We start from the raw sequence: 24,945 nt of genomic DNA, 5'->3' as shown, positions 1-24,945 counted from the left end.
AGGTCATCGCGAGGTGCGAATACGATTAGTCAGGATGCGCACGGTCGGGCGAAGTCCGTTTGTCTTGTAGAAATGATGCAGGCGCCGAATCTGTGTCAGATAGGACGGCCCGATGATCGACTGCGCGGTTCCGAGTTGCCAATTGGGCGATGGGAGAACGACACCCAACTCTTGAATCGGGGGATGTGTCAGAGGAACATCCTTCATCAGCGCACGAGGAGTATCGTCGAGCAACACTGAATATTCCCTGCGAAGCAGTTCGGCATGCCGGGAAAGTTGCGAGTAGTTCGCTTCGGTCGCACCGCTCCTCAGCGACTCAAGCAGGTCGGGCGCGTTAGCAAGGGCATGGATCGAATCAATGAGCGAGCCTTCGTCGTTCGGCTTGATCTTGATACCGTTCACCATGTGTGTGACACGTTCACCTAGTGCGCCTATGTCGGCTACGATCGGTACCAAGCCAAGTTGCCATGCCTCGGACAAGGTAAGGCAGTAGGTTTCAGGCCAGATCGAGACGTGAAGGGATACTTGGCATTCGCGAAGCGCGTCGGGTAATTTGCCGACGTCGTACGTACCGTGAACGGTGATGTTCTTGTGCTTGTTCCGGTTCGACAGCCAGTCGTACTGCGGATCTACGCGCCCGAAGATATGAAATTCGACGGGAGCGGTTGCGAGCGAGGGTAGCGCTCGCGCTAGCACGTCGCCGCCTTTCTGGAACGTGAGATTGCCGAGTAGCGCTATTTTCAGTGGTCGTGCCGTGTGGTGTTGTCGCTGGATACTGCCGTCCGGGATAGGAACCGGCAGTACTCGCGTGTGCTGATGCTGTCGGACAGCTGGATAGATCTGCGCGAACGTTTGCTTGCTATATTCGGTGTTGAACACGAGCATGTCCAGATGACGCAGCACGTCGTTCCAGAAATTCCTGCGTGCGGCCTGCGATCCGCTGGCGATATTGTGTTTGTTTCCCAGGCAAACATCGCATTGCGAAATCGAGACGTCGGGAGCGCCGCAAAACTCCTTCTTGTAAGACAACAGGTTGAATTCATGACACACACCGAAGAAGTCGTGGGCTGTGAACGCGGTCGGAATGCCGAGGTGCTTGGCAACGTGCGCAAGCGACGGGACGTGTCCGACGAAGTGATGGAAGTGGACCAAATCGACGCCGTGATCGCGAAGCACTTCGCGGAACGCGCGTTCACGTTCATCGCACGTCAGCAGCGCAGGCGAGTAACCGGTGCTGAACTGGTAACGCGCAATTTCTTCGTAGCTATCAGAAAGTACACAGGTCGAATTTTTCCGTCCACGCATGTCGGGGGCGTAAAACAGGATCTTCCAGTTTTCTGGCAGCGATTGCTTTAGATAGTCGAGATAGACTTCCACTCCGCCGAAATTGCCTCGGCTGGGAATGTTGTGGGTGACGAAGAGCAGTGTATGTGTCTTATCCTGTTTCGACGTGACTGGCCTGACTGGTAGAGTGGCCACGCGAGTCAACATCGTATGGATCCGACAGTCGTACGTATGCTGTTCAAGTGCGCGTTTGCGAGCCGCCTCGGCGATCGTATTACGGTATGGTCGGTTGTTGACGAGTTCGGTCGCTTTCTCGAGGAAGTCCAGCTCCGAGGAGAAAAGTATGACCTCCTTGCCGGGCTCAAACGATTGGTCGATTTCTGCCAGTGACTCGTGAATCATTTGTGCCCCACCAGCCAGCGCAGCCTCGAACAAACGGGGTGGCGGCGTTTCCGCAAACTCGCGTCCTCCGGATGCCGAAAAAACGCGAGGAAGCATTAACGTGATAGCACTGCGATTGACGAATCGCGCGAAGTCGACTGGAGACGTGCGCCACGAAAGCGTGCTCTCCGGCAGGTCGACGCCATGAGGCGGGAGGAACTGGTTCGTCGGCAGCGCAATCTTGCACTTCCAGTCGGTCGGGAAGCGTTTGAGGATCGAACGAAGAAAGGCGCTTCGGTTCGGCCATGCCGTTCCAGCGAAAAACAACTCATACCGCAGCGGACGATCTACCGGACAGACCGGTAGCGAATGGAATTCGGTGGAGCCGGCGAGAGACAGATGATTGCCCTTGCCCCCGTACGCATCGACGCTGGACGAATCGTTCGTGAATACCAGATCGAAGTACTCGGCATGTCGGACATTGATATTGATCTCGTAAGGGTCTTCCGTTACCCACAGAGCGGCTCGTCCGCAGGCTCGGCTGAGTTGAGCGCAGAGCGTGGTGTCCAGTTCCTCGCCGTCGAACGCAATAAACAAGTTGCAACGGTTCTTGACTGCTGCCGACATGGCATCGATAGGATCGGCGTTTGCCACGAATTCGACGTCCGGATGGCGTTTGAGGGCACCGAGCACCGCAAGGCAGATGTAGTGGTTCGGGTTGCGATATTTCGTGTCAAGCAGGAGGACTCGGAACTTGGCCGTATTCATTCGATACTCTCAGGCGATAGCGTCGAGATAACGCCTATTGTTTCCGTGGGGCTGGATCAGCCGCGATATGGAGCGGCTGAAAGGCATATTTTACCTTACGCCTCTTGCGTCATCATCCAGTGGGATCCGACCGCGTACCCCGATATGACGGCGTAGGCGGGCTGTGGGAGGCGGTTCCGACGAAGCGTTCGTCTATGTTCGCGGAAATGTCACGGGGGCGCTAGCGCCGTAACTATTCGCAAATGGTCTTGCCTGTCGCGGCCATATCTGACAAAGCATGCTTTGGAGCGCCAAGCGCCCGACGCACTTGGGAGGGCATCGCCGTATGGGGCTCGAAAGCTAGCACGGCTTCAGGAAGTGACCGACGGCTCGCAACCGAGAGAACACCGCTGTTTCCGGGTATGGCGGCGACTATGACGGGCGCGCCAGAAATCCGATGGTGCACTTCTCTGAGCCCCTTCACGCATCGCTTCGCAAGATTGCGAGACTCAGATCCGTTCAATCTGTCGGCCCGCATACAGATGTCACGGTGTTTCGATGCGATAGGTAGGTTGATTGCAACGCAGTTCTGCGTTGGGGTAACCCGAGGTACGCATCAACAAGGCGGTGTAACGGCACCGGATACGAGCGGCACGAGAATTGGCGCGTTGGCTCGCGGGTGAGGCGTGGTTGTGAAAATTGGACAAGTGCAGTCTCCGGGCGCGATGAGTGTGGCACACTTGCCCGTGACCTTACGGATTCTGTTAAAACGTGGTATCTCCTTGCTCCGAGTCTCTTCTTTCTTGTTCGTCCACGCCCAAAGACGAGGTGTTGTCTGTTTCCGTAGTGACCTTTCACTCCGATGCAGCAATGCTTGTGCAGACTTTCTCGAGTTTGCTCGTCGCCTGCCGGGAATTGCGCAAGGCGCATCCCGGGCTTGCCGTCCGTGTTTTCCTGGTCGACAACGGAGGCGACGCGGCGAAACTGGCGGTGGCTCGAGACGCTTTTCTTGAGGCGAGCATCGAATGCAGCGTGCTGACAGGTCACGGCAACATCGGTTATGCACGTGGCCATAATTTGTCGGTCGATGTGGTTGAGAGCGACTATCACCTCGTCCTCAACCCCGATATCGATACAACTCCCGATGCGCTGGAGCGAGCGCTCGATTTTCTCGACGCGTATCCGGACGCCGGACTGTTGACGCCGTACATTGGCGAGGACGGGGGAGGCATCCAGTACTTGTGCCGTCGCTTCCCGACCTTATTCGACCTTTTCGCGCGCGGATTTTTACCTGCGCGAATCCGGCAGTTTTTCGACGTGCGCCTCGCCCACTACGAAATGCGCGACGTGATCAACGACCGCGACATCGTCTGGGATCCCCCCATCGTCAGCGGCTGCTTCATGCTGTTCCGCACTGAAGTCCTGAAGAAACTCGGCGGTTTCGACCCGCGCTACTTCCTGTACTTCGAAGACTACGACCTCAGCCTGCGCACGCACGAGGTTGCCCGCGTCGCGTACGTCCCGTCGGTGCGCGTGATCCATCACGGCGGCGGCGCATCGCGCAAGGGCTTCGCGCATATCCGGATGTTCGCCGCGTCGGCCTTCAAGTTCTACAACCGCTTCGGCTGGAGGCTGTGGTGAGCCGTCTCGTCGTGACCGGTGCAAACGGCTTCGTCGGTCGCGCGGTCTGCCGCCGCGCGCTGGACGCCGGACATACCGTTACCGCCCTGGTAAGGCGCGCGGGAGGATGCATCGCCGGCGTACGCGAATGGGTGCATGACGCTGCCGATTTCGAAGGCGTGGATGCAGGTTGGCCAGCCGATCTGGTCGCCGACTGTGTTATCCACCTCGCGGCCCGCGTGCACGTGATGCGCGACGAATCGCCCGATCCCGACGCTGCGTTCGACGCGACCAACGTCGCCGGCACCCTGCGTCTCGCCCAGGCGGCGCGCCACCACGGCGTGCGCCGCATCGTCTACGCGAGCAGCATCAAGGCAGTTGGCGAGAGCGATGGCGGGGTGCCGTTGTCGGAAACCGCGCGTCCCGGTCCGCAGGATGCGTACGGCCGCTCGAAGCTGCGAGCGGAGCAGCAGCTTGCGCAGTTCGGTGTGTCGAACGGGTTCGAGGTCGTGGTTGTTCGACCACCGCTGGTCTACGGTCCGGCGGTCCGCGCCAACTTTCTGCGCATGATGGACGCGGTTGCGCGTGGGATGCCGCTGCCGCTCGGTTCCATCCCGGCGCGCCGCAGCATCGTCTACGTCGACAACCTGGCCGACGCACTGCTGCAATGCGCGATCGATCCGCGCGCGGCCGGCGAGTGCTTCCACGTCGCCGACGATGACGCGCCGTCGGTCACGAACCTGTTGCGCCTGGTCGGCGATGCACTTGGCAAACCGGCATGCCTGATTGCCGTCCCGTCCGTCGTGCTGCGGGCGCTCGGTGCGCTGACCGGGCGTCGGGCGGCGATCGACCGCCTGACCGGCAGTCTCCAGCTCGATACGGGCCGGATCACGCGCGTACTTGGCTGGCATCCCCCCTATACGACTCGCCAGGGCCTCGAAGCGACCGCCGCATGGTATCGTTCGCGCGATACACAACAATAGTCGACATGCATTTCTCGATTTCCACATGGCCTGCCGCGGTCGTGGTGGCGCTGGTCGCTGCCCTCGCATCGACGGCCGCCCTGCGCATGCTGCTCGCGACCGGCCTCGCATGGCGCCTCGCCACCGACATTCCGAACGACCGTTCGCTCCATACGCTGCCGACGCCGCGGGTCGGCGGATGGGGCATCGTGCCGGTATGCATCGTTGTGCTCCTGGCGCTGGCGCCGCGGTTGTGGCTCATCGTCGCCGCCGCCGCGGGGCTGGCCGCGATGTCGCAGATCGATGACCGGCGCGGGCTGCCGGCACGCGTGCGGTTCTCGGCACATCTTGCGGCGGTCGTCTCGCTGATCGTCGTCTTTCCTGCCGCCGCACCCTGGTGGTTGCTTGCCGGCGTGGGTTTCGCGATGGTCTGGCTGACGAACCTGTACAACTTCATGGATGGCGCGGACGGCCTCGCGGGCGGCATGGCGCTGTTCGGCTTCGGCGCGTACGCGGTCGCGGCGCTGACCGGCCCGACGCCGTCGCCGGATCTGGTCGTGGCCGGGTCGGCTATCTCCGGCGCCGCACTCGGCTTCTTGCTGCTGAATTTCCATCCCGCTCGGCTGTTTCTCGGCGATGCCGGCTCGATTCCGCTCGGATTCCTGGCTGGAGCGCTTGGCTACTGGGGCTGGAGCGGGGGCGTGTGGCCGATCTGGTTCCCGGCGTTGGTGTTTGCGCCCTTTATTACCGATGCATCTGTAACACTTTTGAGACGTCTGTTACGTGGCGAAAAGTTCTGGCAGGCGCACCGGGAGCACTATTATCAAAGGATGGTCCGGGCGGGCGTAGGTCACCGCCGGACTGCTCTTTATTGGTACCTCATCATGCTCGCAGGCATAATCGTCGCCGTGTGGGCAAAGGGCCGCCCGGAACTGCAGCAGTGGCTGTCGTTCTTCGCGTGGTATGGCGTCCTGGCATGTATCGGATTGGTGATCGACATGCGTTGGCGCCGGTTTCAGTCGGCCGCCGAAAATAACTCTTGAGGTTTCCCGCCGATGTTGCGATCCAAAGCATCATGGCTTTCGCTAAGCGCTTTCCTGTTTGACCTGACGGCGGTCACCGCCGCGTGGTTGTTCGCCTATCTTGTCCGATTCAACGGCAGTATTCCGTCTGATTTCCTTGGCGGCGCGTTGACGGCGCTCGTCTGGGTGCTGCCCGTCTATGCGCTGATGTTCCTCGTGTTCGGCCTGTATCGCGGCCTATGGGTATTCGCGAGCCTTCCCGACCTCGTTCGGATCTCGAAGGCCGTAGTCGGCGGCGGCGTGATCGTGATGATCGGCGCCGTGATGTTCCAGCCGCAGCCGATCATCCCGCGCTCGGTGCTGCTCGTGTCGCCGCTGATGCTGTTCCTCGCGATGGGGGGCGCACGCGCGCTGTATCGCGCGACGAAGGAGTACTACCTGTACGGCGGGCTCGTCGGCAAGGGCAAGCCGGTGCTGGTGCTCGGCGCCGGCACGGCCGGCGCGAGCCTTGCGCGCGAACTGTCGCGCTCCGGCGAATGGCGCCTCGTCGGCCTGCTCGACGACGACGTCACGAAGCAGGGCCGCGAAATCTACGGCTACAAGGTGCTCGGCTCGTTCAACGATCTCAAGCACTGGACCGATGCGATGAAGGTCGAATACGCGATCATCGCGATTCCGTCGGCGTCGGTCGAAACCCAGCGTCGCGTCGCGACGCTGTGCGTGCGCGCCGGCGTCAAGGCGATGGTGCTGCCTTCGCTGACCGCACTGATGCCGGGGCAGGGCTTCCTGTCGCAGGTGCGGAACATCGATCTCGAGGATCTGCTCGGACGCGATGCGGTGACGATCGACACGCCGCACGTCGAGGCGCTGCTGCGCGGCCGCGTCGTGATGGTGACGGGCGCGGGCGGCTCGATCGGCTCCGAGCTGTGCCGGCAGATCCTGCGCTTCGCGCCGGCGCAGCTCGTCGCGTTCGACCTGTCCGAATACGCGATGTATCGGCTGACGGAGGAGCTGCGCGAGCGCTTCCCGGATCTTCCCGTCCTGCCGATCATCGGCGATGCGAAGGATTCGCTGCTGCTCGACCAGGTGATGTCGCGCCATGCGCCGCACATCGTGTTCCATGCGGCCGCCTACAAGCACGTGCCGCTGATGGAAGAGCACAACGCGTGGCAGGCGCTGCGCAACAACGTGCTCGGCACCTATCGCGTGGCGCGCGCGGCGATTCGCCACGACGTGCGTCATTTCGTGCTGATCTCGACCGACAAGGCCGTCAATCCGACCAACGTGATGGGCGCGAGCAAGCGCCTCGCCGAAATGGCGTGCCAGGCGTTGCAGCAGACGAGCGGGCGCACGCAGTTCGAGACGGTGCGGTTCGGCAACGTGCTCGGCAGCGCGGGCAGCGTGATCCCGAAGTTCCAGCAGCAGATCGCGAAGGGTGGCCCGGTGACGGTCACGCATCCGGAAATCACGCGTTTCTTCATGACGATTCCGGAAGCGTCGCAACTCGTGCTGCAGGCGTCGAGCATGGGGCAGGGCGGCGAGATCTTCATTCTCGACATGGGCGAGCCGGTGAAGATCGTCGATCTCGCGTGCGACCTGATCCGCCTGTACGGCTTTTCGGAAGAGCAGATCCGCATCGAGTTCACCGGGCTGCGGCCGGGCGAGAAGCTGTACGAGGAACTGCTGGCGGACGATGAGGCGACGACGCGTACGCCGCACCCGAAACTGCGGATCGCGCGCGCGCGCGAAGTACCGGACAACCTGCTCGATGAATTGCTGCCGTGGTTGATGCAGCATCGCGTGTTGTCCGACGACGAAGTGCGGCGCGATCTGCGGCGCTGGGTGCCGGAATACCAGACGGCCGTTGCCCCCGTGTTGCAGAGCGTGCCGTCGGTGCGCGTCGCATCGAACGGGTGACGCGATCAGTCTGCGAGTCGCACGTTGCGGCGAATAAAAAAGCGCCCGGCAGGGCGCTTTTTTTGTCTGGAAGCGGCGTATCGCTCAGCGGCTCCGTCGGTGCTTGCGCACGACCATCCATCTGGGCGCCCTGAACCGCACGATGCTGAGATAAAGCCAGACATAAGTGAGCGCGAACAGCACGACGAACACGAACAGATGCACCGTATGCCGCCAGAACAGCGTCGCCGGAATCACCGCGACGAGGCACAGCAGCCACAGATAAGGTGAAGTCAGCGAATTGCGTCGCGTCAGATCGTGCGCATGCTTCGTCCCCACGGCCCACCGCATCAGCCGCTTGTACACGAGCATATGCAGGTGCACGCCGTCTGGAATCCCCGGCGACATCCCGCGAATGAATTTCTTCCGGTAGATCGAGAAGCAGGTCTCGAAGATCGGATACATGAACAGCAGCACCGGGTACCACGCGGACACTTCGCGATTGCGCATCACGAGCATGATCGCGAGCTCCGCGAGCATGAACCCGATGAAATACGCGCCGCCGTCGCCGAGGAAGATCAGCCCGGCCGGGAAATTCCACAGGAAGAAGCCGAGCACGGCGCCCATCATGATGATCGACGCGGACATCACGACCGGGTCGTTGACGTGGAACGCGACGTACGCGAGCGACGCGAACATCATGAAGCTGACCATCGACGCGAGCCCGTTGAAGCCGTCGATGATGTTGATCGCATTCGCGAGCGCCGCGACCGCGAGCACCGTGATGAACGCCGAGATGGCGACATACCCGAGCAGGAAATCGAGCGGCGGCACGCTGATGCGCTTGACCGCGATGCCCATCAGCCAGAACGCCAGCGCGGCCGCGCCCATCGTGCAGAGCAGCCGCGCGCGCGGCGACACGCGCTTGGTCAGGTCCTCGACGAGGCCGGACAGGAACGCCGGCAACCCGCAGGCCGCGATCCCGAGAATGCTGCCGGCGATCGTCGGGTAGCGCCGCGAGACGAGCAGCCCGGCCACGACGACCCCGGCGAGGATCCCGATGCCGCCCACCCGCGGCACCGGCCGCACATGGAATTTCTGCACGCCGGCCAGGTCGCTGTCGATCGAGAATTTCTCGTGAAGGTGCGCGTAGCGCACGATGAACAGCGTGACGAGCAAGGAGACGATGAAGCCGGACGCGAAGCTGAGCATGGGATCGCTCGAAAAATGGACAGCGGATTATACAAAACCGCGCGGGTTCGCCTCCTGCCATCGCCAGTGGTCGGCGCACATTTCCTCGATGCCGAGCGTCGCACGCCAGCCGATGATGTCGGCCGCGGCCTGCGGGTTCGCATAGCACTCGGCGATGTCGCCCGGGCGGCGCGCGACGAGTTCGTACGGCACCGGGCGGCCCGACGCCTTCTCGAACGCACGCACGACTTCCAGCACGCTGTAGCCCTGGCCGGTGCCGAGGTTCACGACGAAGCTCGCGTCGCGCCTGGCGAGCGCGTCGAGCGCGGCGATGTGCCCCTTCGCGAGATCGACGACGTGGATGTAGTCGCGCACGCCGGTGCCGTCCGGCGTCGGGTAGTCGGAGCCGAACACGCGCAGCTTCTCCAGCTTGCCGACCGCGACCTGCGCGACGTACGGCATCAGGTTGTTCGGAATGCCGGCCGGATCCTCGCCGATCAGCCCGCTCGCATGCGCGCCGACGGGGTTGAAGTAGCGCAGCGTCGCGATGCGCCACGACGGATCGGACACCTCGAGATCGCGCAGGATCTGCTCGGCGATCAGCTTCGACTGGCCGTACGGGTTGGTCGCGGACAGCGGGAACGATTCGTCGATCGGCGAGCGCTTGGGCACGCCGTACACGGTCGCGGACGAACTGAACACGAACTGCCTGACGTTGCGCTCGCGCATGACCTTGAGCACGGCGAGCAGGCCGCCGATGTTGTTCTGGTAGTACTCGAGCGGCTTCGCGACCGATTCGCCGACGGCCTTGAGCGCCGCGAAGTGAATCGTGCCGGTGATCGGGTGCGCGTCGAACACCTTCGCGAGCGCGGCTTCGTCGCACACGTCGACCTGGTGGAACGCGGGCGTCTTGCCCGTGATCTGCTCGATCCGGCGCACGGACTCGGCCTTGCTGTTGACGAGGTTGTCGACGATCACGACGTCGTAGCCGTTGTCGAGCAGTTCGACGGCCGTGTGCGAGCCGATATAGCCGGCGCCGCCGGTGACGAGGATGGTGCCTTTAGCGGTCATTGCTGATGCGCTCCTTCAGAGTGTGAATCCTGTCAACGAATGGATGGTCTCCCGGTAACGTTCGACGACCTGCTGTTCGTCGAATTCCGCCGCGACCTTGTGCCGGCCGCGTGCGCCCATCGCCGCACGGCCTTGCGGGCCGAGCGCGATCATGCGATTCAGTTGCTCCGCGAGGCTCGCGCTGTCGCGCACGCGGCACAGGAAGCCCGTTTCGCCGTCGGCGACGACGTCGCGGCAGCCCGGCACGTCGGTCGCGACGATCGGCCGCCCCATCGCCGATGCCTCCATCAGCGTGCGCGGCACGCCTTCGCGGTACGACGGCAGCACGACGCAATCGGCCGCCGCGATGTGCGGGCGCACGTCGTGCGCTTCGCCGAGATACTCGACGACGCCTTCGGCGACCCACGCGTCGACATCCGCGCGACCGATCGCGCTCGGATTGTCGACGCCGAGCGGCCCGAGCAATTGGAAGCGCGCGTTCGGGTAGCGCTCGCGCACGCGGCGCGCGGCGTCGACGTATTCGCGCACGCCCTTGTCCCACAGCAGCCGGCCGATCAGGATGAAGACGGGCGCGTCGCCGGCGGGCAGCGGCACGGGCGCGAACTGCTCGAGATCGACGCCTTCGCCGTGCAGCAGCCGCGCGCGCTCGGGATGCGCGAGCAGCCGTTCGTCGGCGAAGGTCGCGAGATCGTCGCGGTTCAGGAACCAGACTTCGCGCGGAAAGCGGAACGCGAACCGGTACAGGCGTTTCGCGACGCTCGCCGCGCGGCTCTTCTGGATGAATACGTAACCGAGCCCCGTCGTCACCGCGATCGACGGCACGCGCGCGAGCCATGCGGCCACCGAGCCGTAGATGTTCGGCTTGATCGTGTAATGGAACACGAGATCGGGCCGCAGCGCGCGGTAGTGGCGCACCAGCGCGGCGAGCGTGCCGAGATCCTCGCGCGGGCTCGTGCCTTTCGACGCGACCGCGAGCGCCACGTAGCGGCAGCCCATCTGCTCGAGCAGCGGCACCGTACGGTCGTGCGGCGCGATTACGACGACCTCGGCGCCGCGCGCGACGAGCGCGCGGATCAGCCCGTGGCGGTACGTATGGATCGCCCAGGCCGTGTTGCAGACGAGCGCGATGCGCAGCGGGGAGGTGGCGGACATGAAAAAAAGAAAAAATAAAGCGTCGAAATTGCCGAACGGGCCGGATACGCGTCAGGCGGACGGCCGCGCGGCGAACAGCGTCTGCTTGATCCGCTGCAGCGTACGGTACGGCGTCACGAAATGCAGCAGGTTCTTGGCGAGGCCGGCCCAGTCGTACGGGTTCAGCACGTTGAAGTGGCGCAGCAGCAGCGTGAGCGTCGACACCAGCTGGCGCCGGCGTTTGGTCGCACTGATCCCGCCCTCGTTAAGCTCGTAATACAGGCCGAGTTCCGGCAGGTTCGCGCAATCGTAGCGTTGCATTAACCGTAAAAAAAGATCGAGATCCTCGGCCGCGCGGTACTTCGCGCGATAGTTGCCCACTTCGCGCACGGCGTCGATGCGCAACATGACCGACGGATGCACGAGCGGCGAGCGCAGGAAGCGGGTGCGGCGCAGCGTGCGCGGATCGGCGGGCGGCGTCAGCATGAAGCGCGGCTCGCCGGCGCGCGACACGACCTGCGTCCACATGCCGACGCAGGCCACGCGCGGGTGGGCGCCGAGATAGGCGCGCTCTTTCGCGAGGCGCTGCGGCGCGGCGAGATCGCCCGCGTCGATGCGGGCCGCGTAGCGGAAGCCGCGCGCCGCGAGCGCATCGATGCCGGCCGCCAGCGCGCGTTCGATGCCGCCGTTGCGCGGCATGCGCAGCACGTCGATCGACAGGCCCGGCAAGTCGGGCGCGACGATCGGCGGCGTGCTGCCGTCGTCGACGATCAGCACGTGCACGGGCGCATCCTCGCGAAACGACGCGAGGGTGCGGGCGACGTCGTCGTGCCCGTTGTAGGCCGGCATCAGCACGGCCACGTCGTCGAGCGGGGGCGGGCAATCGGGGGACGTCATGTTCGCAGCTTGAAACGGATGTAATAGAAGTTGACGGCGGCGGCGGCCAGGTAGCCGGCCGCCAGTCCGACGAGCGCGCCGTACAGGCCGAGCCGCGGGATCGCGAACAGGTTGACGAGCGCGGCGATCGCCAGCGCGAGCAGCCATTTCGTCAGCAACACGAATTTTGCTTGATATTTGAGAACGATAAGATTGCCTATCGCCTCGATGCCGGCCGGCACGGACAGCCAGATGGCCCAGCGGAAGATGTCGACCGACGCCTCGTAGCCGCGGCCGAACACCTTGCCGACGATCAGCGGGGCGGCCGCGTCGAGCACGAGCGCGCCGGCGGTCATCAGGCCGGCCGTCATCGCGATCAGCCGGACGATGTTGCGGCGCAGCCGGGCGACGTCCTGCACGCGGTAGACGAAGGCGGGCGCGATCGTCTGCGCGAGCATCAGCGCGAGCGTGATCCAGTTCTCGTTGAGCTGCTGCGCGGCCGAATAGCGGCCGAGGTCGGCGAACGACACGTGGCGCTCGAGCATCAGGCGGTCGAGCTTCAGGAACAGGTACATGCAGATGAGACCGAGCCAGAACACGGTGCCGGCCGTCGCAAAGTGCCGGAACAGCGGGGTATCGAACGTCCAGCCGAGCGCACCGCCGTTACGGTGGCGGTAGTACAGCAGCAGCGCGAAGCCGATCGCGGCGGCTTCCAGCGCCCACAGCCACGCGAAGCGGGCGGGGCCGGCGGCCGCGCGCACCAGCAGCCAGACGAGCAGCGCCTTGGCGAGCGCGGTGACCATGCTGGTGACGAGCTGCGGCTTGCTGTAGGTCATGCTCTGCAGCCACGCGTTGATCACGCCGACGAACGGCTCGCGGAACACCATCGTGACCGCCAGGCCCGCGAGCATCGCGCCGACCAGCGGGTCGAAGGCGCCCGCGGCGATCGCGATCCAGGTCGCGACGAGCGCGGCAGCCGACACGGCGATGCGCAGCACGAACGCGCTGCCGAGCACCGCGCCGAGCTGGGCGGGCGGGCGCTGGACGATGGTCGGGACGAGGATTTCCGCGCCGCACACCCAGGTGAGCGGCGCCAGTACCAGGAGAAGCGTATTCGCATACTGCCATTTGCCGAACACATCTGGCCCGAAATAACGGGCCAGCAGGCCGCTGATCGCGATCGCGACGCCGATCTGCGTGAGCCGTTCGAGCCCCAGCCAGACGAGGTTCGCGACGGCCTTCGCGACGTCCGGGTTGCCGAAGCGCTTCAGCATGCGCGGCAGCGGCGGCGCGCGCGGCGGGCGGCCGGAAACGGCGGGTGGGCGGCGGCGGGACGGCTAGGCATTAAAATGGGCGACATGCGCGTCATCAAAACCCGCGATTATAAGTGGGATCGCGGCTGCTCCAGCCGTTGCTCGCCGTGTCGTGCCGGCAGCCACGTATCATGTGCGGCACCCGCGAGCGGCGGCCGCGCAAGCCAGACAATTTTCCATGCACGCAACCGAGAGAAGAGAATCGATGATTTCCCAATCCATCTTCAAGGCATATGACATTCGTGGCGTGGTCGGCAAGACACTCGACGTCGACACCGCGCGCGGCATCGGCCGGGCATTCGGCAGCGAAGTGCGTGCGCAGGGCGGCGATGCGGTCGTCGTCGCGCGCGACGGCCGCCTGTCCGGGCCGGAGCTGGTCGGCGCGCTGGCCGACGGCCTGCGTGCGGCCGGGGTCGACGTCGTGGACGTCGGCATGGTGCCGACGCCGGTCGGTTATTTCGCGGCGAACGTGCCGCTGGCGCTGAAGGGCGGCGAGCGCCGCGTCGATTCGTGCATCGTCGTCACGGGCAGTCACAACCCGCCCGACTACAACGGCTTCAAGATGGTGCTGCGCGGCGCCGCGATTTACGGCGAGCAGATCCAGGCGCTGTACCGCCGCATCGTCGACGAGCGGTTCGAGACGGGCAGCGGCACGTATGAAGCAATCGACGTCGCGGACCAATACATCGCACGCATCGTCGGCGACGTGAAGCTCGCCCGGCCGCTGAAGCTCGTGGTCGACGCCGGCAACGGCGTCGCGGGCCCGCTCGCGACGCGCCTGTTCAAGGCGCTCGGCTGCGAACTCGTCGAGCGCTTCACCGACATCGACGGCACGTTCCCGAACCACCACCCCGATCCCGCCCACCCGGAAAACCTGCAGGACGTGATCCAGGCGCTGAAGGACACCGATGCGGAGCTCGGCTTCGCGTTCGACGGCGACGGCGACCGCCTGGGCGTCGTCACGAAGGACGGCCAGATCATCTATCCGGACCGCCAGCTGATGCTGTTCGCGGAAGAGGTGCTGTCGCGCAACCCGGGCGCGCAGATCATCTACGACGTGAAGTGCACGCGCCACCTCGCGCAGTGGGTGAAGTCGAAGGGCGGCGAGCCGCTGATGTGGAAGACGGGCCACTCGCTCGTGAAGGCGAAGCTGCGCGAGACCGGTGCGCCGCTCGCCGGCGAAATGAGCGGCCACGTGTTCTTCAAGGATCGCTGGTACGGCTTCGACGACGGCCTGTACACCGGTGCACGGCTGCTCGAGATCCTCGCGAAGACGGCCGATCCGAGCGCGCTGCTCAACGGCCTGCCGGACGCGATGAGCACGCCCGAACTGCAGCTCTGGCTCGACGAAGGCGAGAATTTCCGCCTGATCGACAAGCTGCAGAAAGAGGCGAAGTTCGACGGCGCCGAGGAAGTCGTGACGATCGACGGCCTGCGCGTCGAGTACCCGGACGGCTTCGGTCTCGCGCGTTCGTCGAACACGACGCCGGTCGTCGTGATGCGTTTCGAGGCCGAGACGCAGGAAGGGCTCAAGCGCATCCAGGAAGACTTCCGCCGCGTGCTGACGGCCGCGAAGCCGGACGTCAAGCTGCCGTTCTGAGCGCCGGCGGCCGGCGGGCCGCCCGTACGACGGCCGTTCGTCGGCCGTGCATATCCCGAAAAGCGGCGCGCGCCCCGGGCGCGCGGCCGCTTTTTGTCTATCCGGCCCTTCGGCCGGGATAAAATCCCTCCTTTATGTCCGTCGCCGGCTGCCAGCCGGCGTTTTTTCAGCGTGCAAAAGATCCTGATCGTGCGCGTGTCGTCTCTGGGCGACGTCGTGCACAACATGCCGGTGATCGCCGATATCCGGCGCCGTCACCCCGATGCGCAGATCGACTGGCTCGTCGAGGAAAGCTTCGTCGACCTCGTGCGGCTCGTCGACGGCGTGCGCAACGTGCTGCCGTTCTCGCTGCGCCGCTGGCGCAAGAAGCCGTTCTCGGGCGCGACGTGGCGCGAGATTCGCGCCTTCCGCCGGCGCCTCGCGGCCGAGCAGTACGACCTCGTGATCGACTGCCAGGGCCTCATCAAGACGGCGTGGGTCGCGAGCTGGGCGCGCGGCCCGCTCGTCGGGCTCGGCAATCGCACCGACGGCGCCGGCTACGAATGGCCGGTGCGTTTCTTCTACCGCAAGCGCGTGCCGATCGCGCCGCGCACGCACGTGGTCGAGCGCTCGCGCCAGCTCGTCGCGGCCGCGCTGAACGACCCGGCGCCGACCCCGACCGATCCGGTCGAATTCGGCCTCGACACGCGCGCGGCGGCGCTCGCGGTGGCCGCGCTCGGCCTGAACCTGCCGGTGCCGTACGTCGTGTTCGTCCATGCGACGTCGCGCGCCGACAAGCAGTGGCCGGACGCCGCATGGATCGAGCTCGGCCAGGCGCTCGTGCGGCGCGGCGCGTCGCTCGTGCTGCCGTGGGGCAACGACGCGGAGCGGGCGACCAGCGAGCGGCTCGCGAAGGAATTCGGCGCGGCGGCGATCGTGCCGCCGAAGCTGTCGCTGCCGGCCGTGGTCGGTCTGATCGACGGCGCGGCCGCGACGGTCGGGGTTGATACAGGTCTGGTTCACATCGCGGCCGCGCTGAAGCGTCCGACGATCGAACTGTACAATTTCGCGACGGCCTGGCGGACCGGCGGCTACTGGTCGCCGAACGTCGTCAATCTCGGCACGGCGGGGCAGCCCCCGTCGATCGCGCAGGTGAAGTCGGCGCTCGCGGGCTTCGGTCTCCTGTAACGCTGTCCACACGCGAACCGATCATGAGCGAATCCCAGATCATCGAAGTCCCGTCCGCCGACTGGAGCGGACACAACCTGTCGGCGCCGCGCGAGCAGTTGCTGGCCGCGGTCGAGGAAGGCAAGGTGCTGTATTTCCCGCACTTGCGCTTCGCGATCGAAGGCGGCGAGGAAGCGCTGCTCGATCCGGCGCTCGCCGATCCGAAACGCAAGAACATCAGCCTCGCGCCGAACGGCGGCGCGCTCGCCGGCGTGCTGGGCGACAGCGTCACGCAATCGGCCGTGCGCGCGCTCGTCGCGCGCTTCCAGCAGCAGGCCGGCACGCTCGTCGACGGCCTCTTTCCCGAATACCGCGGCAAGCTGCGCGTCGCGCCGACGAGCCTGCGGCTGATGCAGGTCGAGACGCGCCAGACGTCGTGGCGCAAGGACGACAGCCGGCTGCACGTCGACGCGTTCCCGTCGCGGCCGAACTACGGCGAGCGCATCCTGCGCGTGTTCACGAACGTGAATCCGGCCGGCGTGCCGCGCGTGTGGCGGGTCGGCGAGCCGTTCGAGGACGTCGCGAAGCGCTTCCTGCCGACGATCCGGCCGCAGCTCCCGGGCTCGGCGTGGCTGCTGAACCTGCTGCACGTGACGAAATCGCCGCGCAGCGCGTACGACCATCTGATGCTGAACCTGCACGACGGGATGAAGGCCGATCTCGACTACCAGAAGACGTGTCCGCAGCAAACGATGCCGTTTCCGCCGGGCAGCGTGTGGATATGTTTCTCGGATCAGACTTCGCACGCTGTGATGTCCGGCCAGTTCATGCTCGAGCAGACTTTTTTCCTGCCGGTCGATGCGATGGTCCGCCGCGAGTGCGCGCCGCTCGGCATTCTCGAACGCCTGACGGGCAGGGCGCTGGTTTGAGCGCGCACCTGCTTCGACGCCACACCCGGGCGGCCGCATGCTGAGGGCGATCTATCGCGCGCTGTGGTGGCTCGTCGCGCCGGCCGCGGTCATCCGGCTCTACGTGCGCTCGCGCAAGGAGCGCGGCTATCGCGAACATATCGGCGAGCGCTTCGGCCACGTCGCGGGCCGCTCGCGCGACGATCGCGCGCCGCTGATCTGGGTGCATGCGGTGTCGGTCGGCGAGACGCGCGCCGCGCAGCCGTTGATCGATGCGCTGCTGCGCGCGCGCCCCGATGCACGCGTCCTGCTCACGCACATGACGCCGAGCGGCCGCGCGACCGGCGAACAGATCTTCGGCGATCGCGTGCTGCGCTGCTACCTGCCGTACGACATGCCGGGCGCGGTGCGGCGCTTCCTGCACGCATGGCGGCCGACGCTCGGCCTCGTGATGGAAACCGAGGTGTGGCCGACGCTGATCGACGAGTGCCGCCGCGCGGACGTGCCGCTCGTGCTGACCAATGCGCGGATGTCCGCGCGTTCGTTCCGGCGCGCGGCGAAGTTCGGCGCGGCGACGCGCGACGTGTTCGGCGGCTTCTCGCGCGTGCTCGCGCAGAGCCCGGCCGACGCGGAGCGGCTGACGTCGCTCGGCGCACGCAACGTGACCGTGCTCGGCAACCTGAAGTTCGACATGACGACGCCGCCGGAACTCGCGGCGCGCGGCCATGCGTGGCGCGACGCGATCGGTGCGCGGCCGGTGTGGGTCGCCGCCAGCACGCGCGAGAACGAAGAGGCGCTGGTGCTGCAGGCGTTCGCGGAAATGCGCACGCCCGGCGCGCTGCTGGTGCTCGTGCCGCGTCATCCGCAGCGCTTCGCCGAAGTCGAGGCGCTCGTCGCGCGCAGCGGGCTCAAGTGCGTGCGGCGCTCGGTCTGGGCCGCCGATGCGGCCGCGCTCGCGGCGGGCCGTCCGGCCGCCGAACCGCTGCCGGACGACGTGACGGTGCTGCTCGGCGATTCGATGGGCGAGCTCGGCGCGTACTACGCGGCGGCCGACATCGCGTTCATCGGCGGCAGCCTGCTGCCGCTCGGCGGGCAGAACCTGATCGAAGCGTGCGCGGTCGGCGTGCCGGTGCTGATCGGGCCGCACGTGTTCAACTTCACGCAGGCGACCGCCGATGCGGTCGCGGCAGGTGCGGCGATGCAGGTCGAGGATCCGCTCGATCTCGCGCACGTGCTCGACGCGCTGTTCGCCGACAAGGCGCGGCGCATCGCGATGGGCGCGGCCGGCGCGGCCTTCGCGTCGCGTCACCGCGGCGCGACCGCGCGCACGGTCGACGTGCTCGCCGCACTGCTGCCGCCCGCCGAAGCCGGCGCGCGTGCGTTGCCGGACGCCGCCGACGACGACGCATAGACGGCGGGACGGGCGGCGCGATGCCGCCCGGACACGCGCGGCGGCGCCGCCGCGCGCCGCCGCGCGGCTCACACCGTCAGCAAGCCCTTCTTCTCGATGAACGCGATCACGTCCGCGACGCCGTCGAGCGCCTTCAGGTTCGTCATCACGTAGGGCCGCTCGCCGCGCATCTTCTTCGTGTCGGACGCCATCACGTCGAGGTTCGCACCGACCAGCGGCGCGAGGTCGGTCTTGTTGATCACGAGCAGGTCGGACTTCGTGATGCCGGGGCCGCCCTTGCGCGGAATCTTCTCGCCGCCGGCGACGTCGATCACGTAGATCGTCAGGTCCGACAGCTCGGGGCTGAAGGTTGCCGCGAGATTGTCGCCGCCCGACTCGATGAACACGATGTCGGCATCGGGAAAGCGCGCGAGCATCCGGTCGACGGCTTCGAGGTTGATCGACGCATCTTCCCGGATCGCCGTGTGCGGGCAGCCGCCCGTTTCGACACCCATGATGCGTTCCTCGGGCAGTGCGCCCGCGACCGTCAGCAGCCGCTGGTCTTCCTTCGTGTAGATGTCGTTCGTGATCGCGACGAGGTCGTAGCGCTCGCGCATCGCCTTGCACAGCATTTCGAGCAGCGTGGTCTTGCCGGAGCCGACGGGGCCGCCGATGCCGACGCGCAGCGGCGGCAGTTTCTTCGTGCGGCGAGCGGAGGAGGGTGCAGGTGCGTTCATGGTCGGGCGATGAGGTTCAGGAGCGGAACAACCGCGAATACTGGGTTTCGTGCCGCGCGGACAGGATGCCGAGCTGCGGCGCGAACGTGTTGACGGCGTCGGGCGGCGTCGCGAGCGCGCGGCGCACGGCCGCGTCGATCGCGCCGCGCAGCGCGACGACGATGCGTTGCCCGGCGAGCTGGCCGAGCGGCACGGCCTTCAGCGCGGCGGACGTCTGGTTCTCGACCCAGCCGAACGCGTACGCGGCGAGCGTTGCGTCGGCGCTGGCGTCGTGGGCGGCGGCCGCATACGCGAACGCGGTCGGCAGCGCGACCGGCGACAGCGATGCGAGCGTCGCGCGGCGTGCGGCGTCGCCCCATTCGAGCGACGCGCACAGCTGCGCGAGCGACCAGCCCATCTGTTCGGTTTCGCGGCGCAGTTCGGCCGATTCCCGGCTCGCGACGAACCAGGCGTTTTCGGCGGCGAGCGCGTGCGTGTCGTGCGTCTGCCAGCGCGCGAGCTGATGTGCGAGGAACGGCAATTCGCCGTGCGCGAGCACGTCGGTCAGGCCGCTCGCGATCCAGTCGCGCGCGGAATCGGCATCGCGGATCAGGTTCGCGTCGAGCGCGGCTTCGAGCCCCTGCGAGTAGCTGTACGCGCCGATCGGCAACGCGGGCGACGCGAGGTGCAGCAGCGCGACGAGTTCAGTGGTGGTCATGACCGTGGTGGCCGTGCGTGCAGCCGGGACCATGCTGATGATCGTGATCGTGATCGTGATCGTGATCGTGATCGTGCGAATGCGAATGCCCGTGGTGTTCGCCGAACACCTGCTGCGCGAGCGCGTAATCCTCGGCGAACGTCGCGTCGTGTCCGTGCTTGTGACCGCCGCCGTACGCGCCGGCTTCCGGCTGGAACGGTGCATGCGTGGATTCGACCTGCGTGCCGAGCCGGCGCAGCATGTCCGCGAGCACCGGATCGGCCTCGAGCTTCAGGTAGCCTTCGCCGATCTCGACCGGCGTATGGCGGTTGCCGAGATGGTACGCGGCGCGCATCAGCGTGAGCGGGTCGGCCGCGCGCACGAGCAGCACGGTTTCGGGCGCCGCGGCGATGCGCACGAGCGCGCCGTCGTCGGCGACGAGCACGTCGCCGTCGCGCAGCACGGTGCCGCGCGGCAGCAGGACCGCGACGTCCTCGCCGGTATCGAGCGTCGCCGCGAGGCGGCTCTTGCAGCGGGCGTCATAGGCGAGCGTGAGCGTCGGCGCGCGTGCGACGAGCGACGCGGCGAGCTTCACGTTCGGGGCAATGCGTTTGTCGAGGGTGCGCATGAAACCAAGGATTCCGAATCAGAACAGGAAGTAGCGCTGCGCCATCGGCAGCACCGTTGCCGGTTCGCAGGTGAGCAACTGACCGTCGGCGATCACGTCGTAGGTTTCCGGATCGACGCTGATCGACGGGCGCCATGCGTTGTGGATCATGTCGGCCTTCGTCACGTTGCGGCAGTTGCGCACCGGCACGATCCGCTTCGCGAGGCCATAGCGCTGCGCGATGCCCGCATCGGCCGCCATCTGCGACACGAAGGTCAGCGACGTGCGCGCGAGCGCACCGCCGCGCGTCGCAAACATCTCGCGATAGTGAACCGGTTGTGGCGTCGGGATCGACGCGTTCGGGTCGCCCATCTGCGCGACGGCGATCATCCCGCCCTTCAGGATCATCGACGGCTTGATCCCGAAGAACGCCGGTTCCCACAGCACGAGGTCGGCCCACTTGCCGGGCTCGATCGAGCCGACTTCGTGCGCGATGCCGTGCGTGAGCGCCGGGTTGATCGTGTACTTCGCGACGTAGCGCTTCGCGCGGAAGTTGTCGTTGCGCGCGCCGTCTTCCGGCAGCGCGCCGCGCTGCACCTTCATCTTGTGCGCGGTCTGCCACGTCCGGATGATCACTTCGCCGACGCGGCCCATCGCCTGCGAATCGGACGACAGCATCGACAGCGCGCCGAGATCGTGCAGGATGTCCTCGGCCGCGATCGTCTCGCGGCGAATCCGCGATTCGGCGAACGCGAGATCCTCGGCGATCGACGGATCGAGGTGATGGCACACCATCAGCATGTCGAGATGCTCGTCGAGCGTGTTGATCGTGTACGGGCGCGTCGGATTGGTCGACGACGGCAGCACGTTCGCCTCGCCGCACACCTTCAGGATGTCGGGCGCATGGCCGCCGCCCGCGCCTTCGGTGTGGTACGTGTGGATCGTGCGGCCCTTGAACGCCGCGACCGTCGATTCGACGAAGCCGGCTTCGTTCAGCGTGTCGGTATGGATCGCGACCTGCGTGTCGGTGTCGTCGGCAACCGACAGGCAGTTGTCGATCGCGGCGGGCGTCGTGCCCCAGTCCTCGTGCAGCTTCAGGCCGATCGCACCGGCCGCGATCTGCTCGACGAGCGGCTGCGGCAGGCTCGCGTTGCCCTTGCCGAGAAAGCCGAGATTGATCGGCCAGCCGTCGGCGGCCTGCAGCATCCGTTCCATGTGCCACGGGCCCGGCGTGCAGGTCGTCGCGTTGGTGCCGGTGGCCGGCCCCGTGCCGCCGCCGAGCATCGTCGTGACGCCCGATGCGAGCGCCTCGTCGATCTGTTGCGGGCTGATGAAGTGGATGTGCGTGTCGATGCCGCCCGCGGTGACGATCAGCCCTTCGCCGGCGATCACTTCGGTGGCCGCGCCGATCGCGATCGTCACGCCCGGTTGAATGTCGGGGTTGCCGGCCTTGCCGATTGCGGCGATGCGGCCGTGCTTGATCGCGATGTCGGCCTTCACGATGCCCCAGTGATCGAGGATCACCGCGTTCGTGACGACCGTGTCGGGCACGTCGGCGGCCACGCGCTGCGACTGGCCCATCCCGTCGCGGATCACTTTCCCGCCGCCGAATTTCACTTCCTCGCCGTAGGTCGTGAAATCGCGCTCGATCTCGATCAGCAGTTCGGTATCGGCGAGCCGGACGCGGTCGCCCGTCGTCGGCCCGAACATTTCCGCGTACGCGCGGCGGCTCAAGCGTAATGTCATGTGCTGTTCCTGAAGAGCGGGGCGCGGTTTACAGCGGCCCCATCACCTTGCCCTGAAAACCGTAGACGGCGCGCTCGCCCGCAAGCGCGACGAGCTCGACGGTGCGCGTCTGGCCCGGTTCGAAGCGCACGGCCGTGCCGGCCGCGATGTTGAGCCGGAAGCCGCGCGCGGCCGCGCGGTCGAACGACAAAGCGTCGTTGACTTCGAAGAAGTGGTAGTGCGAGCCGACCTGCACTGGGCGATCGCCGGTGTTGGCGACGACGAGCGTCAGCGTTTCGCGGCCCGCGTTCAGTTCGTGCTCGCCGTCGTCGGTGAGGATTTCGCCGGGGATCATGCGGTGCCTCACGGAATCGGGTGGTGGACGGTCACGAGCTTCGTGCCGTCGGGGAAGGTCGCTTCGACCTGGATGTCGGGAATCATTTCCGGCACGCCGTCCATCACGTCGTCGCGCGTGAGCAGCGTCGTGCCGTAGTGCATCACTTCGGCGACCGTCTTGCCGTCGCGCGCGGCTTCCATCAGCGCGGCGGTGATGAACGCGACCGCCTCCGGATAGTTGAGCTTCAGGCCGCGCGCGCGACGGCGTTCGGCGAGCAGCGCCGCCGTGAAGATCAGCAGCTTGTCCTTTTCGCGGGGAGTCAGTTTCATGAAGGCAGGCGTTCAGTAAAACGTAATTTTTGTCGATGCACCCGTAACCGGACGGATGCACGGGCATCGTAGCACCGCGCTGTTCGGTGCGCGCCGTGTATCGGTTATGTAAGCAGCAAGGCGCGTGCCATGTGCATCGAATGCAGCGCGATGCGCGCTCGTGGTGCGCGATGCATGGGTAACGTGCGGCGCCCGATGTGAAATGCGCCGAAACGGTGCGTGGTGCGAGCGCGCTCAGGTTTGCCAGAGACGCAGCGGCCGCGCGTCGACGCCGTGCACGATCGGCCGCAACTGCAGCCAGCAGTCGGCGAAGTGGCGCTGCAGCGCTTCCATCGACGTCGCGAGCGCACGCACCAGCACGACGCCGGGCGTCACGCAGGTGGCGCCCGCACGTAGCGTGTCGTCGAACGGCATGCGCGCGGCAAGCGATTCGGCGAGCGCGGCGTCGCACGCGGCACCCGCGGCCCACAGGGTGCCGTAGACGGGAAAGCCGGCGAGGCCCTGCAGCGCGCCGCGCAGCGGGTCGCGCGCGTCGAGCAGCGCGCGCTCGGTCCACAGCGGCCGGCCGTCGGCATCGACGAGCGCCGAGGTCGACGCGAGGCGTCCCGCCGACCAGGTTTCGCCGGCCGCCTGCCGGCCGAGCTGCGTCGCGTCCCAGCCGATCGCGCTCGCGCCGGCGCCGAGCGTCACCGTGAAGTCGAGCGACGCGTGCGCGGCGTCGAAGAACAGGTTGTTCTGCGGCAGCCAGTCGAGCTTCGCGTGCTCGCCGACGGTCACGCCGATGCGCTGCGTCGCATCGAGCCCGTTCGACTTGTACCACTTGGTCGCGCCGGGCGTCGTCAGCACCGCGTGCGTGCCGTCGCCGAGCGCGACGTCGATGTCGAGCCGGTCGCCGCCCGCGACGCCGCCCGGCGGATGGACGATCACCGCGTGGCAGATCGCGTCGCCTTCCGGGTACAGCGGCCGTTGCACGCGCAACGGGCCGTCGTGCAGCCGGTGCGCGAGCGTCGTGCGCGCGCCGTGCCGCTCGAAGCCGAGTTCGAGGCGGCCGCGCCACGACTTGGCGACGGCAGGGCGGGACAGCGAGGCATGCGAATCGGGGGCGGACATCGGCGGCGAACGGGAAACGAAGGAAACGGGCGTGAAGAACGTGGATGCTACCGGAACAATAATGCAGATGCCGCGTTCGCCGAAAGCGCCGCGTGCGGACGCTCCGCGAGCCGGCCGCCCGTGCGGCCTGCGTCGTCATGCGCGGTGCCTGCCGCCGTGCCTACCGCCGTGCCTACCGCCGTGCCGCGCGTCACACCGCGATCAGCTCGCGCACGCCGTTCGTCTCCATGTCGCGCGCATCGCCCCCCGCGACGATCTCGCCGCGGCTCATCACCCAGTAGCGATCGGCGATCGATCGCGCGAAATCGTAATACTGTTCGACGAGCAGCACGGTCATCTTCGATTCGTCGACGAGCTGGCGCAGCGTGCGACCGATGTCCTGGATGATCGACGGCTGGATGCCCTCGGTCGGCTCGTCGAGGATCAGCAACTGCGGCTCGCTCATCAGCGCGCGGCCGATCGCGAGCTGTTGCTGCTGGCCGCCCGACAGGTCGCCGCCGCGCCGTGCGCGCATGTCCTTCAGCACCGGGAACAGGTCGTAGATGCGGTCAGGCACCTTCGCGGGCGCCTTGCGGCTCGCCGCGCCGACGAGCAGGTTCTCCTCGACGGTGAGCCGCGGAAAGATGTCGCGGCCCTGGGGCACATACGCGAGCCCGGCCGCGACGCGCGCATACGGCGGCAGTGCGGCGAGCGCGGTGCCGCGCCACCACACGCTGCCGCTCTTCGCGGCGACGACGCCCATCAGGCAGCGCAGCAACGTGCTCTTGCCGACGCCGTTGCGGCCGAGCAGCACGGTGAGCTTGCCGTCGTCGGCGGCGAGGTTCACGTTGCGCAGGATATGGCTGCCGCCGTAGTACTGGTTCAGCGCTTCGATTTTCAGCATCGC

Annotated in this window: 22 protein-coding genes; 8 read left to right on the top strand and 14 right to left on the bottom strand. The window is 66.5% G+C overall.

Features of this window, described 5'->3' with window-relative positions:
• Window positions 1–3: 3 nt before the first annotated feature.
• On the bottom strand, window positions 4–2,433 hold the full coding sequence (locus WS95_RS14460) for a glycosyltransferase family protein (RefSeq protein ID WP_059824362.1): 2,430 nt from the start codon (window positions 2,431–2,433) through the stop codon (window positions 4–6).
• Between the two features lie 750 nt (window positions 2,434–3,183).
• Here WS95_RS14460 and WS95_RS14455 point away from each other — a divergent pair.
• From WS95_RS14455 to WS95_RS14440, 4 genes are read left to right on the top strand one after another with little or no spacing between them, the layout of a single operon-like run.
• Window positions 3,184–4,053 carry a glycosyltransferase family 2 protein gene (locus tag WS95_RS14455; protein ID WP_059824360.1) on the top strand — a complete coding sequence of 290 codons (870 nt, stop codon included), beginning with the start codon at window positions 3,184–3,186 and terminating at the stop codon, window positions 4,051–4,053.
• The gene (locus WS95_RS14450) at window positions 4,050–5,015 is read left to right on the top strand and encodes a UDP-glucose 4-epimerase family protein (protein ID WP_059824611.1); all 966 of its coding nucleotides are present in this window, start codon (window positions 4,050–4,052) and stop codon (window positions 5,013–5,015) included. Before WS95_RS14455 ends, WS95_RS14450 begins: the two co-directional genes overlap by 4 nt.
• 5 nt (window positions 5,016–5,020) lie before the next feature.
• Window positions 5,021–6,037 (top strand): MraY family glycosyltransferase, encoded by a 1,017-nt coding sequence (locus WS95_RS14445; RefSeq protein WP_059824359.1) that lies wholly within the window; start codon window positions 5,021–5,023, stop codon window positions 6,035–6,037.
• Between the two features lie 12 nt (window positions 6,038–6,049).
• Window positions 6,050–7,933, top strand: coding sequence for a polysaccharide biosynthesis protein (locus WS95_RS14440; protein WP_059824351.1), 1,884 nt, complete (start codon window positions 6,050–6,052; stop codon window positions 7,931–7,933).
• A gap of 84 nt (window positions 7,934–8,017) precedes the next feature.
• On the opposite strand, the gene WS95_RS14435 is transcribed toward WS95_RS14440, so the two are convergent.
• From WS95_RS14435 to WS95_RS14415, 5 genes are read right to left on the bottom strand one after another with little or no spacing between them, the layout of a single operon-like run.
• The gene (locus tag WS95_RS14435; protein WP_034206595.1) at window positions 8,018–9,124 is read right to left on the bottom strand and encodes an MraY family glycosyltransferase; all 1,107 of its coding nucleotides are present in this window, start codon (window positions 9,122–9,124) and stop codon (window positions 8,018–8,020) included.
• A gap of 27 nt (window positions 9,125–9,151) precedes the next feature.
• The gene (gene galE / locus WS95_RS14430; RefSeq protein WP_059824350.1) at window positions 9,152–10,174 is read right to left on the bottom strand and encodes a UDP-glucose 4-epimerase GalE; all 1,023 of its coding nucleotides are present in this window, start codon (window positions 10,172–10,174) and stop codon (window positions 9,152–9,154) included.
• Between the two features lie 15 nt (window positions 10,175–10,189).
• The gene (locus WS95_RS14425) at window positions 10,190–11,326 is read right to left on the bottom strand and encodes a glycosyltransferase family 4 protein (RefSeq protein ID WP_059824348.1); all 1,137 of its coding nucleotides are present in this window, start codon (window positions 11,324–11,326) and stop codon (window positions 10,190–10,192) included.
• A gap of 51 nt (window positions 11,327–11,377) precedes the next feature.
• Window positions 11,378–12,202: a glycosyltransferase gene (locus WS95_RS14420; protein WP_059824346.1), complete on the bottom strand. Its 825-nt coding sequence runs from the start codon at window positions 12,200–12,202 to the stop codon at window positions 11,378–11,380.
• Window positions 12,199–13,455 carry a lipopolysaccharide biosynthesis protein gene (locus WS95_RS14415; protein ID WP_059824344.1) on the bottom strand — a complete coding sequence of 419 codons (1,257 nt, stop codon included), beginning with the start codon at window positions 13,453–13,455 and terminating at the stop codon, window positions 12,199–12,201. Before WS95_RS14415 ends, WS95_RS14420 begins: the two co-directional genes overlap by 4 nt.
• Window positions 13,456–13,699: 244 nt before the next feature.
• Between WS95_RS14415 and WS95_RS14410 the strand changes: the two genes are divergently transcribed.
• From WS95_RS14410 to waaA, 4 genes are all read left to right on the top strand, one after another.
• Window positions 13,700–15,094 carry a phosphomannomutase/phosphoglucomutase gene (locus tag WS95_RS14410; RefSeq protein WP_034206600.1) on the top strand — a complete coding sequence of 465 codons (1,395 nt, stop codon included), beginning with the start codon at window positions 13,700–13,702 and terminating at the stop codon, window positions 15,092–15,094.
• Between the two features lie 171 nt (window positions 15,095–15,265).
• On the top strand, window positions 15,266–16,261 hold the full coding sequence (waaC, locus tag WS95_RS14405; RefSeq protein ID WP_059824342.1) for a lipopolysaccharide heptosyltransferase I: 996 nt from the start codon (window positions 15,266–15,268) through the stop codon (window positions 16,259–16,261).
• A 23-nt stretch (window positions 16,262–16,284) separates the two neighbouring features.
• Entirely contained in the window at window positions 16,285–17,169 is an 885-nt protein-coding gene (locus WS95_RS14400; RefSeq protein ID WP_034206601.1) for a Kdo hydroxylase family protein, read from the top strand.
• 37 nt (window positions 17,170–17,206) lie between these two features.
• Window positions 17,207–18,559: a lipid IV(A) 3-deoxy-D-manno-octulosonic acid transferase gene (waaA, locus tag WS95_RS14395; RefSeq protein ID WP_059824341.1), complete on the top strand. Its 1,353-nt coding sequence runs from the start codon at window positions 17,207–17,209 to the stop codon at window positions 18,557–18,559.
• 68 nt (window positions 18,560–18,627) lie between these two features.
• Here waaA and ureG read toward each other — a convergent pair whose 3' ends face one another.
• The 8 genes from ureG to urtE form a co-directional block, all read right to left on the bottom strand.
• Window positions 18,628–19,275, bottom strand: a complete 648-nt coding sequence (gene ureG / locus WS95_RS14390) for an urease accessory protein UreG (protein ID WP_034206603.1) — start codon at window positions 19,273–19,275, stop codon at window positions 18,628–18,630.
• A 16-nt stretch (window positions 19,276–19,291) separates the two neighbouring features.
• Window positions 19,292–19,972, bottom strand: coding sequence for an urease accessory protein UreF (locus WS95_RS14385; RefSeq protein ID WP_034206604.1), 681 nt, complete (start codon window positions 19,970–19,972; stop codon window positions 19,292–19,294).
• Window positions 19,959–20,579 (bottom strand): urease accessory protein UreE, encoded by a 621-nt coding sequence (gene ureE / locus WS95_RS14380; protein WP_059824339.1) that lies wholly within the window; start codon window positions 20,577–20,579, stop codon window positions 19,959–19,961. Before ureE ends, WS95_RS14385 begins: the two co-directional genes overlap by 14 nt.
• An 18-nt stretch (window positions 20,580–20,597) precedes the next feature.
• Window positions 20,598–22,304, bottom strand: coding sequence for an urease subunit alpha (gene ureC / locus WS95_RS14375; RefSeq protein ID WP_034206606.1), 1,707 nt, complete (start codon window positions 22,302–22,304; stop codon window positions 20,598–20,600).
• Window positions 22,305–22,332: 28 nt separating this feature from the next.
• Window positions 22,333–22,638: an urease subunit beta gene (locus WS95_RS14370; protein WP_034206607.1), complete on the bottom strand. Its 306-nt coding sequence runs from the start codon at window positions 22,636–22,638 to the stop codon at window positions 22,333–22,335.
• An 8-nt stretch (window positions 22,639–22,646) separates the two neighbouring features.
• A complete protein-coding gene (gene ureA, locus WS95_RS14365; protein WP_006406310.1) occupies window positions 22,647–22,949 on the bottom strand; it encodes an urease subunit gamma in 303 nt (100 codons plus the stop codon).
• A gap of 234 nt (window positions 22,950–23,183) precedes the next feature.
• On the bottom strand, window positions 23,184–24,059 hold the full coding sequence (locus tag WS95_RS14360) for an urease accessory protein UreD (RefSeq protein WP_059824338.1): 876 nt from the start codon (window positions 24,057–24,059) through the stop codon (window positions 23,184–23,186).
• A 190-nt stretch (window positions 24,060–24,249) separates the two neighbouring features.
• Window positions 24,250–24,942 (bottom strand): urea ABC transporter ATP-binding subunit UrtE, encoded by a 693-nt coding sequence (gene urtE, locus WS95_RS14355; protein WP_059824336.1) that lies wholly within the window; start codon window positions 24,940–24,942, stop codon window positions 24,250–24,252.
• Window positions 24,943–24,945 lie beyond the last annotated feature (3 nt).

This window comes from Burkholderia sp. MSMB1826 (assembly GCF_001526325.1).
Lineage (GTDB): Bacteria > Pseudomonadota > Gammaproteobacteria > Burkholderiales > Burkholderiaceae > Burkholderia.
The sequence above is the reverse complement of the archived record's forward strand: the minus strand, read 5'-3'. Positions and strand labels throughout refer to the sequence as shown.

Coding starts and splice junctions, on each gene's coding strand:
- WS95_RS14460 (WP_059824362.1), bottom strand. CDS start 2,433: ATGAATACGGCCAAGTTCCGAGTCCTCCTGCTTGACACGAAATATCGC.
- WS95_RS14445 (WP_059824359.1), top strand. CDS start 5,021: ATGCATTTCTCGATTTCCACATGGCCTGCCGCGGTCGTGGTGGCGCTG.
- WS95_RS14440 (WP_059824351.1), top strand. CDS start 6,050: ATGTTGCGATCCAAAGCATCATGGCTTTCGCTAAGCGCTTTCCTGTTT.
- WS95_RS14435 (WP_034206595.1), bottom strand. CDS start 9,124: ATGCTCAGCTTCGCGTCCGGCTTCATCGTCTCCTTGCTCGTCACGCTG.
- galE (WP_059824350.1), bottom strand. CDS start 10,174: ATGACCGCTAAAGGCACCATCCTCGTCACCGGCGGCGCCGGCTATATC.
- WS95_RS14425 (WP_059824348.1), bottom strand. CDS start 11,326: ATGTCCGCCACCTCCCCGCTGCGCATCGCGCTCGTCTGCAACACGGCC.
- WS95_RS14420 (WP_059824346.1), bottom strand. CDS start 12,202: ATGACGTCCCCCGATTGCCCGCCCCCGCTCGACGACGTGGCCGTGCTG.
- WS95_RS14415 (WP_059824344.1), bottom strand. CDS start 13,455: ATGCTGAAGCGCTTCGGCAACCCGGACGTCGCGAAGGCCGTCGCGAAC.
- WS95_RS14410 (WP_034206600.1), top strand. CDS start 13,700: ATGATTTCCCAATCCATCTTCAAGGCATATGACATTCGTGGCGTGGTC.
- WS95_RS14400 (WP_034206601.1), top strand. CDS start 16,285: ATGAGCGAATCCCAGATCATCGAAGTCCCGTCCGCCGACTGGAGCGGA.
- waaA (WP_059824341.1), top strand. CDS start 17,207: ATGCTGAGGGCGATCTATCGCGCGCTGTGGTGGCTCGTCGCGCCGGCC.
- ureG (WP_034206603.1), bottom strand. CDS start 19,275: ATGAACGCACCTGCACCCTCCTCCGCTCGCCGCACGAAGAAACTGCCG.
- WS95_RS14385 (WP_034206604.1), bottom strand. CDS start 19,972: ATGACCACCACTGAACTCGTCGCGCTGCTGCACCTCGCGTCGCCCGCG.
- ureE (WP_059824339.1), bottom strand. CDS start 20,579: ATGCGCACCCTCGACAAACGCATTGCCCCGAACGTGAAGCTCGCCGCG.
- ureC (WP_034206606.1), bottom strand. CDS start 22,304: ATGACATTACGCTTGAGCCGCCGCGCGTACGCGGAAATGTTCGGGCCG.
- WS95_RS14370 (WP_034206607.1), bottom strand. CDS start 22,638: ATGATCCCCGGCGAAATCCTCACCGACGACGGCGAGCACGAACTGAAC.
- ureA (WP_006406310.1), bottom strand. CDS start 22,949: ATGAAACTGACTCCCCGCGAAAAGGACAAGCTGCTGATCTTCACGGCG.
- WS95_RS14360 (WP_059824338.1), bottom strand. CDS start 24,059: ATGTCCGCCCCCGATTCGCATGCCTCGCTGTCCCGCCCTGCCGTCGCC.
- urtE (WP_059824336.1), bottom strand. CDS start 24,942: ATGCTGAAAATCGAAGCGCTGAACCAGTACTACGGCGGCAGCCATATC.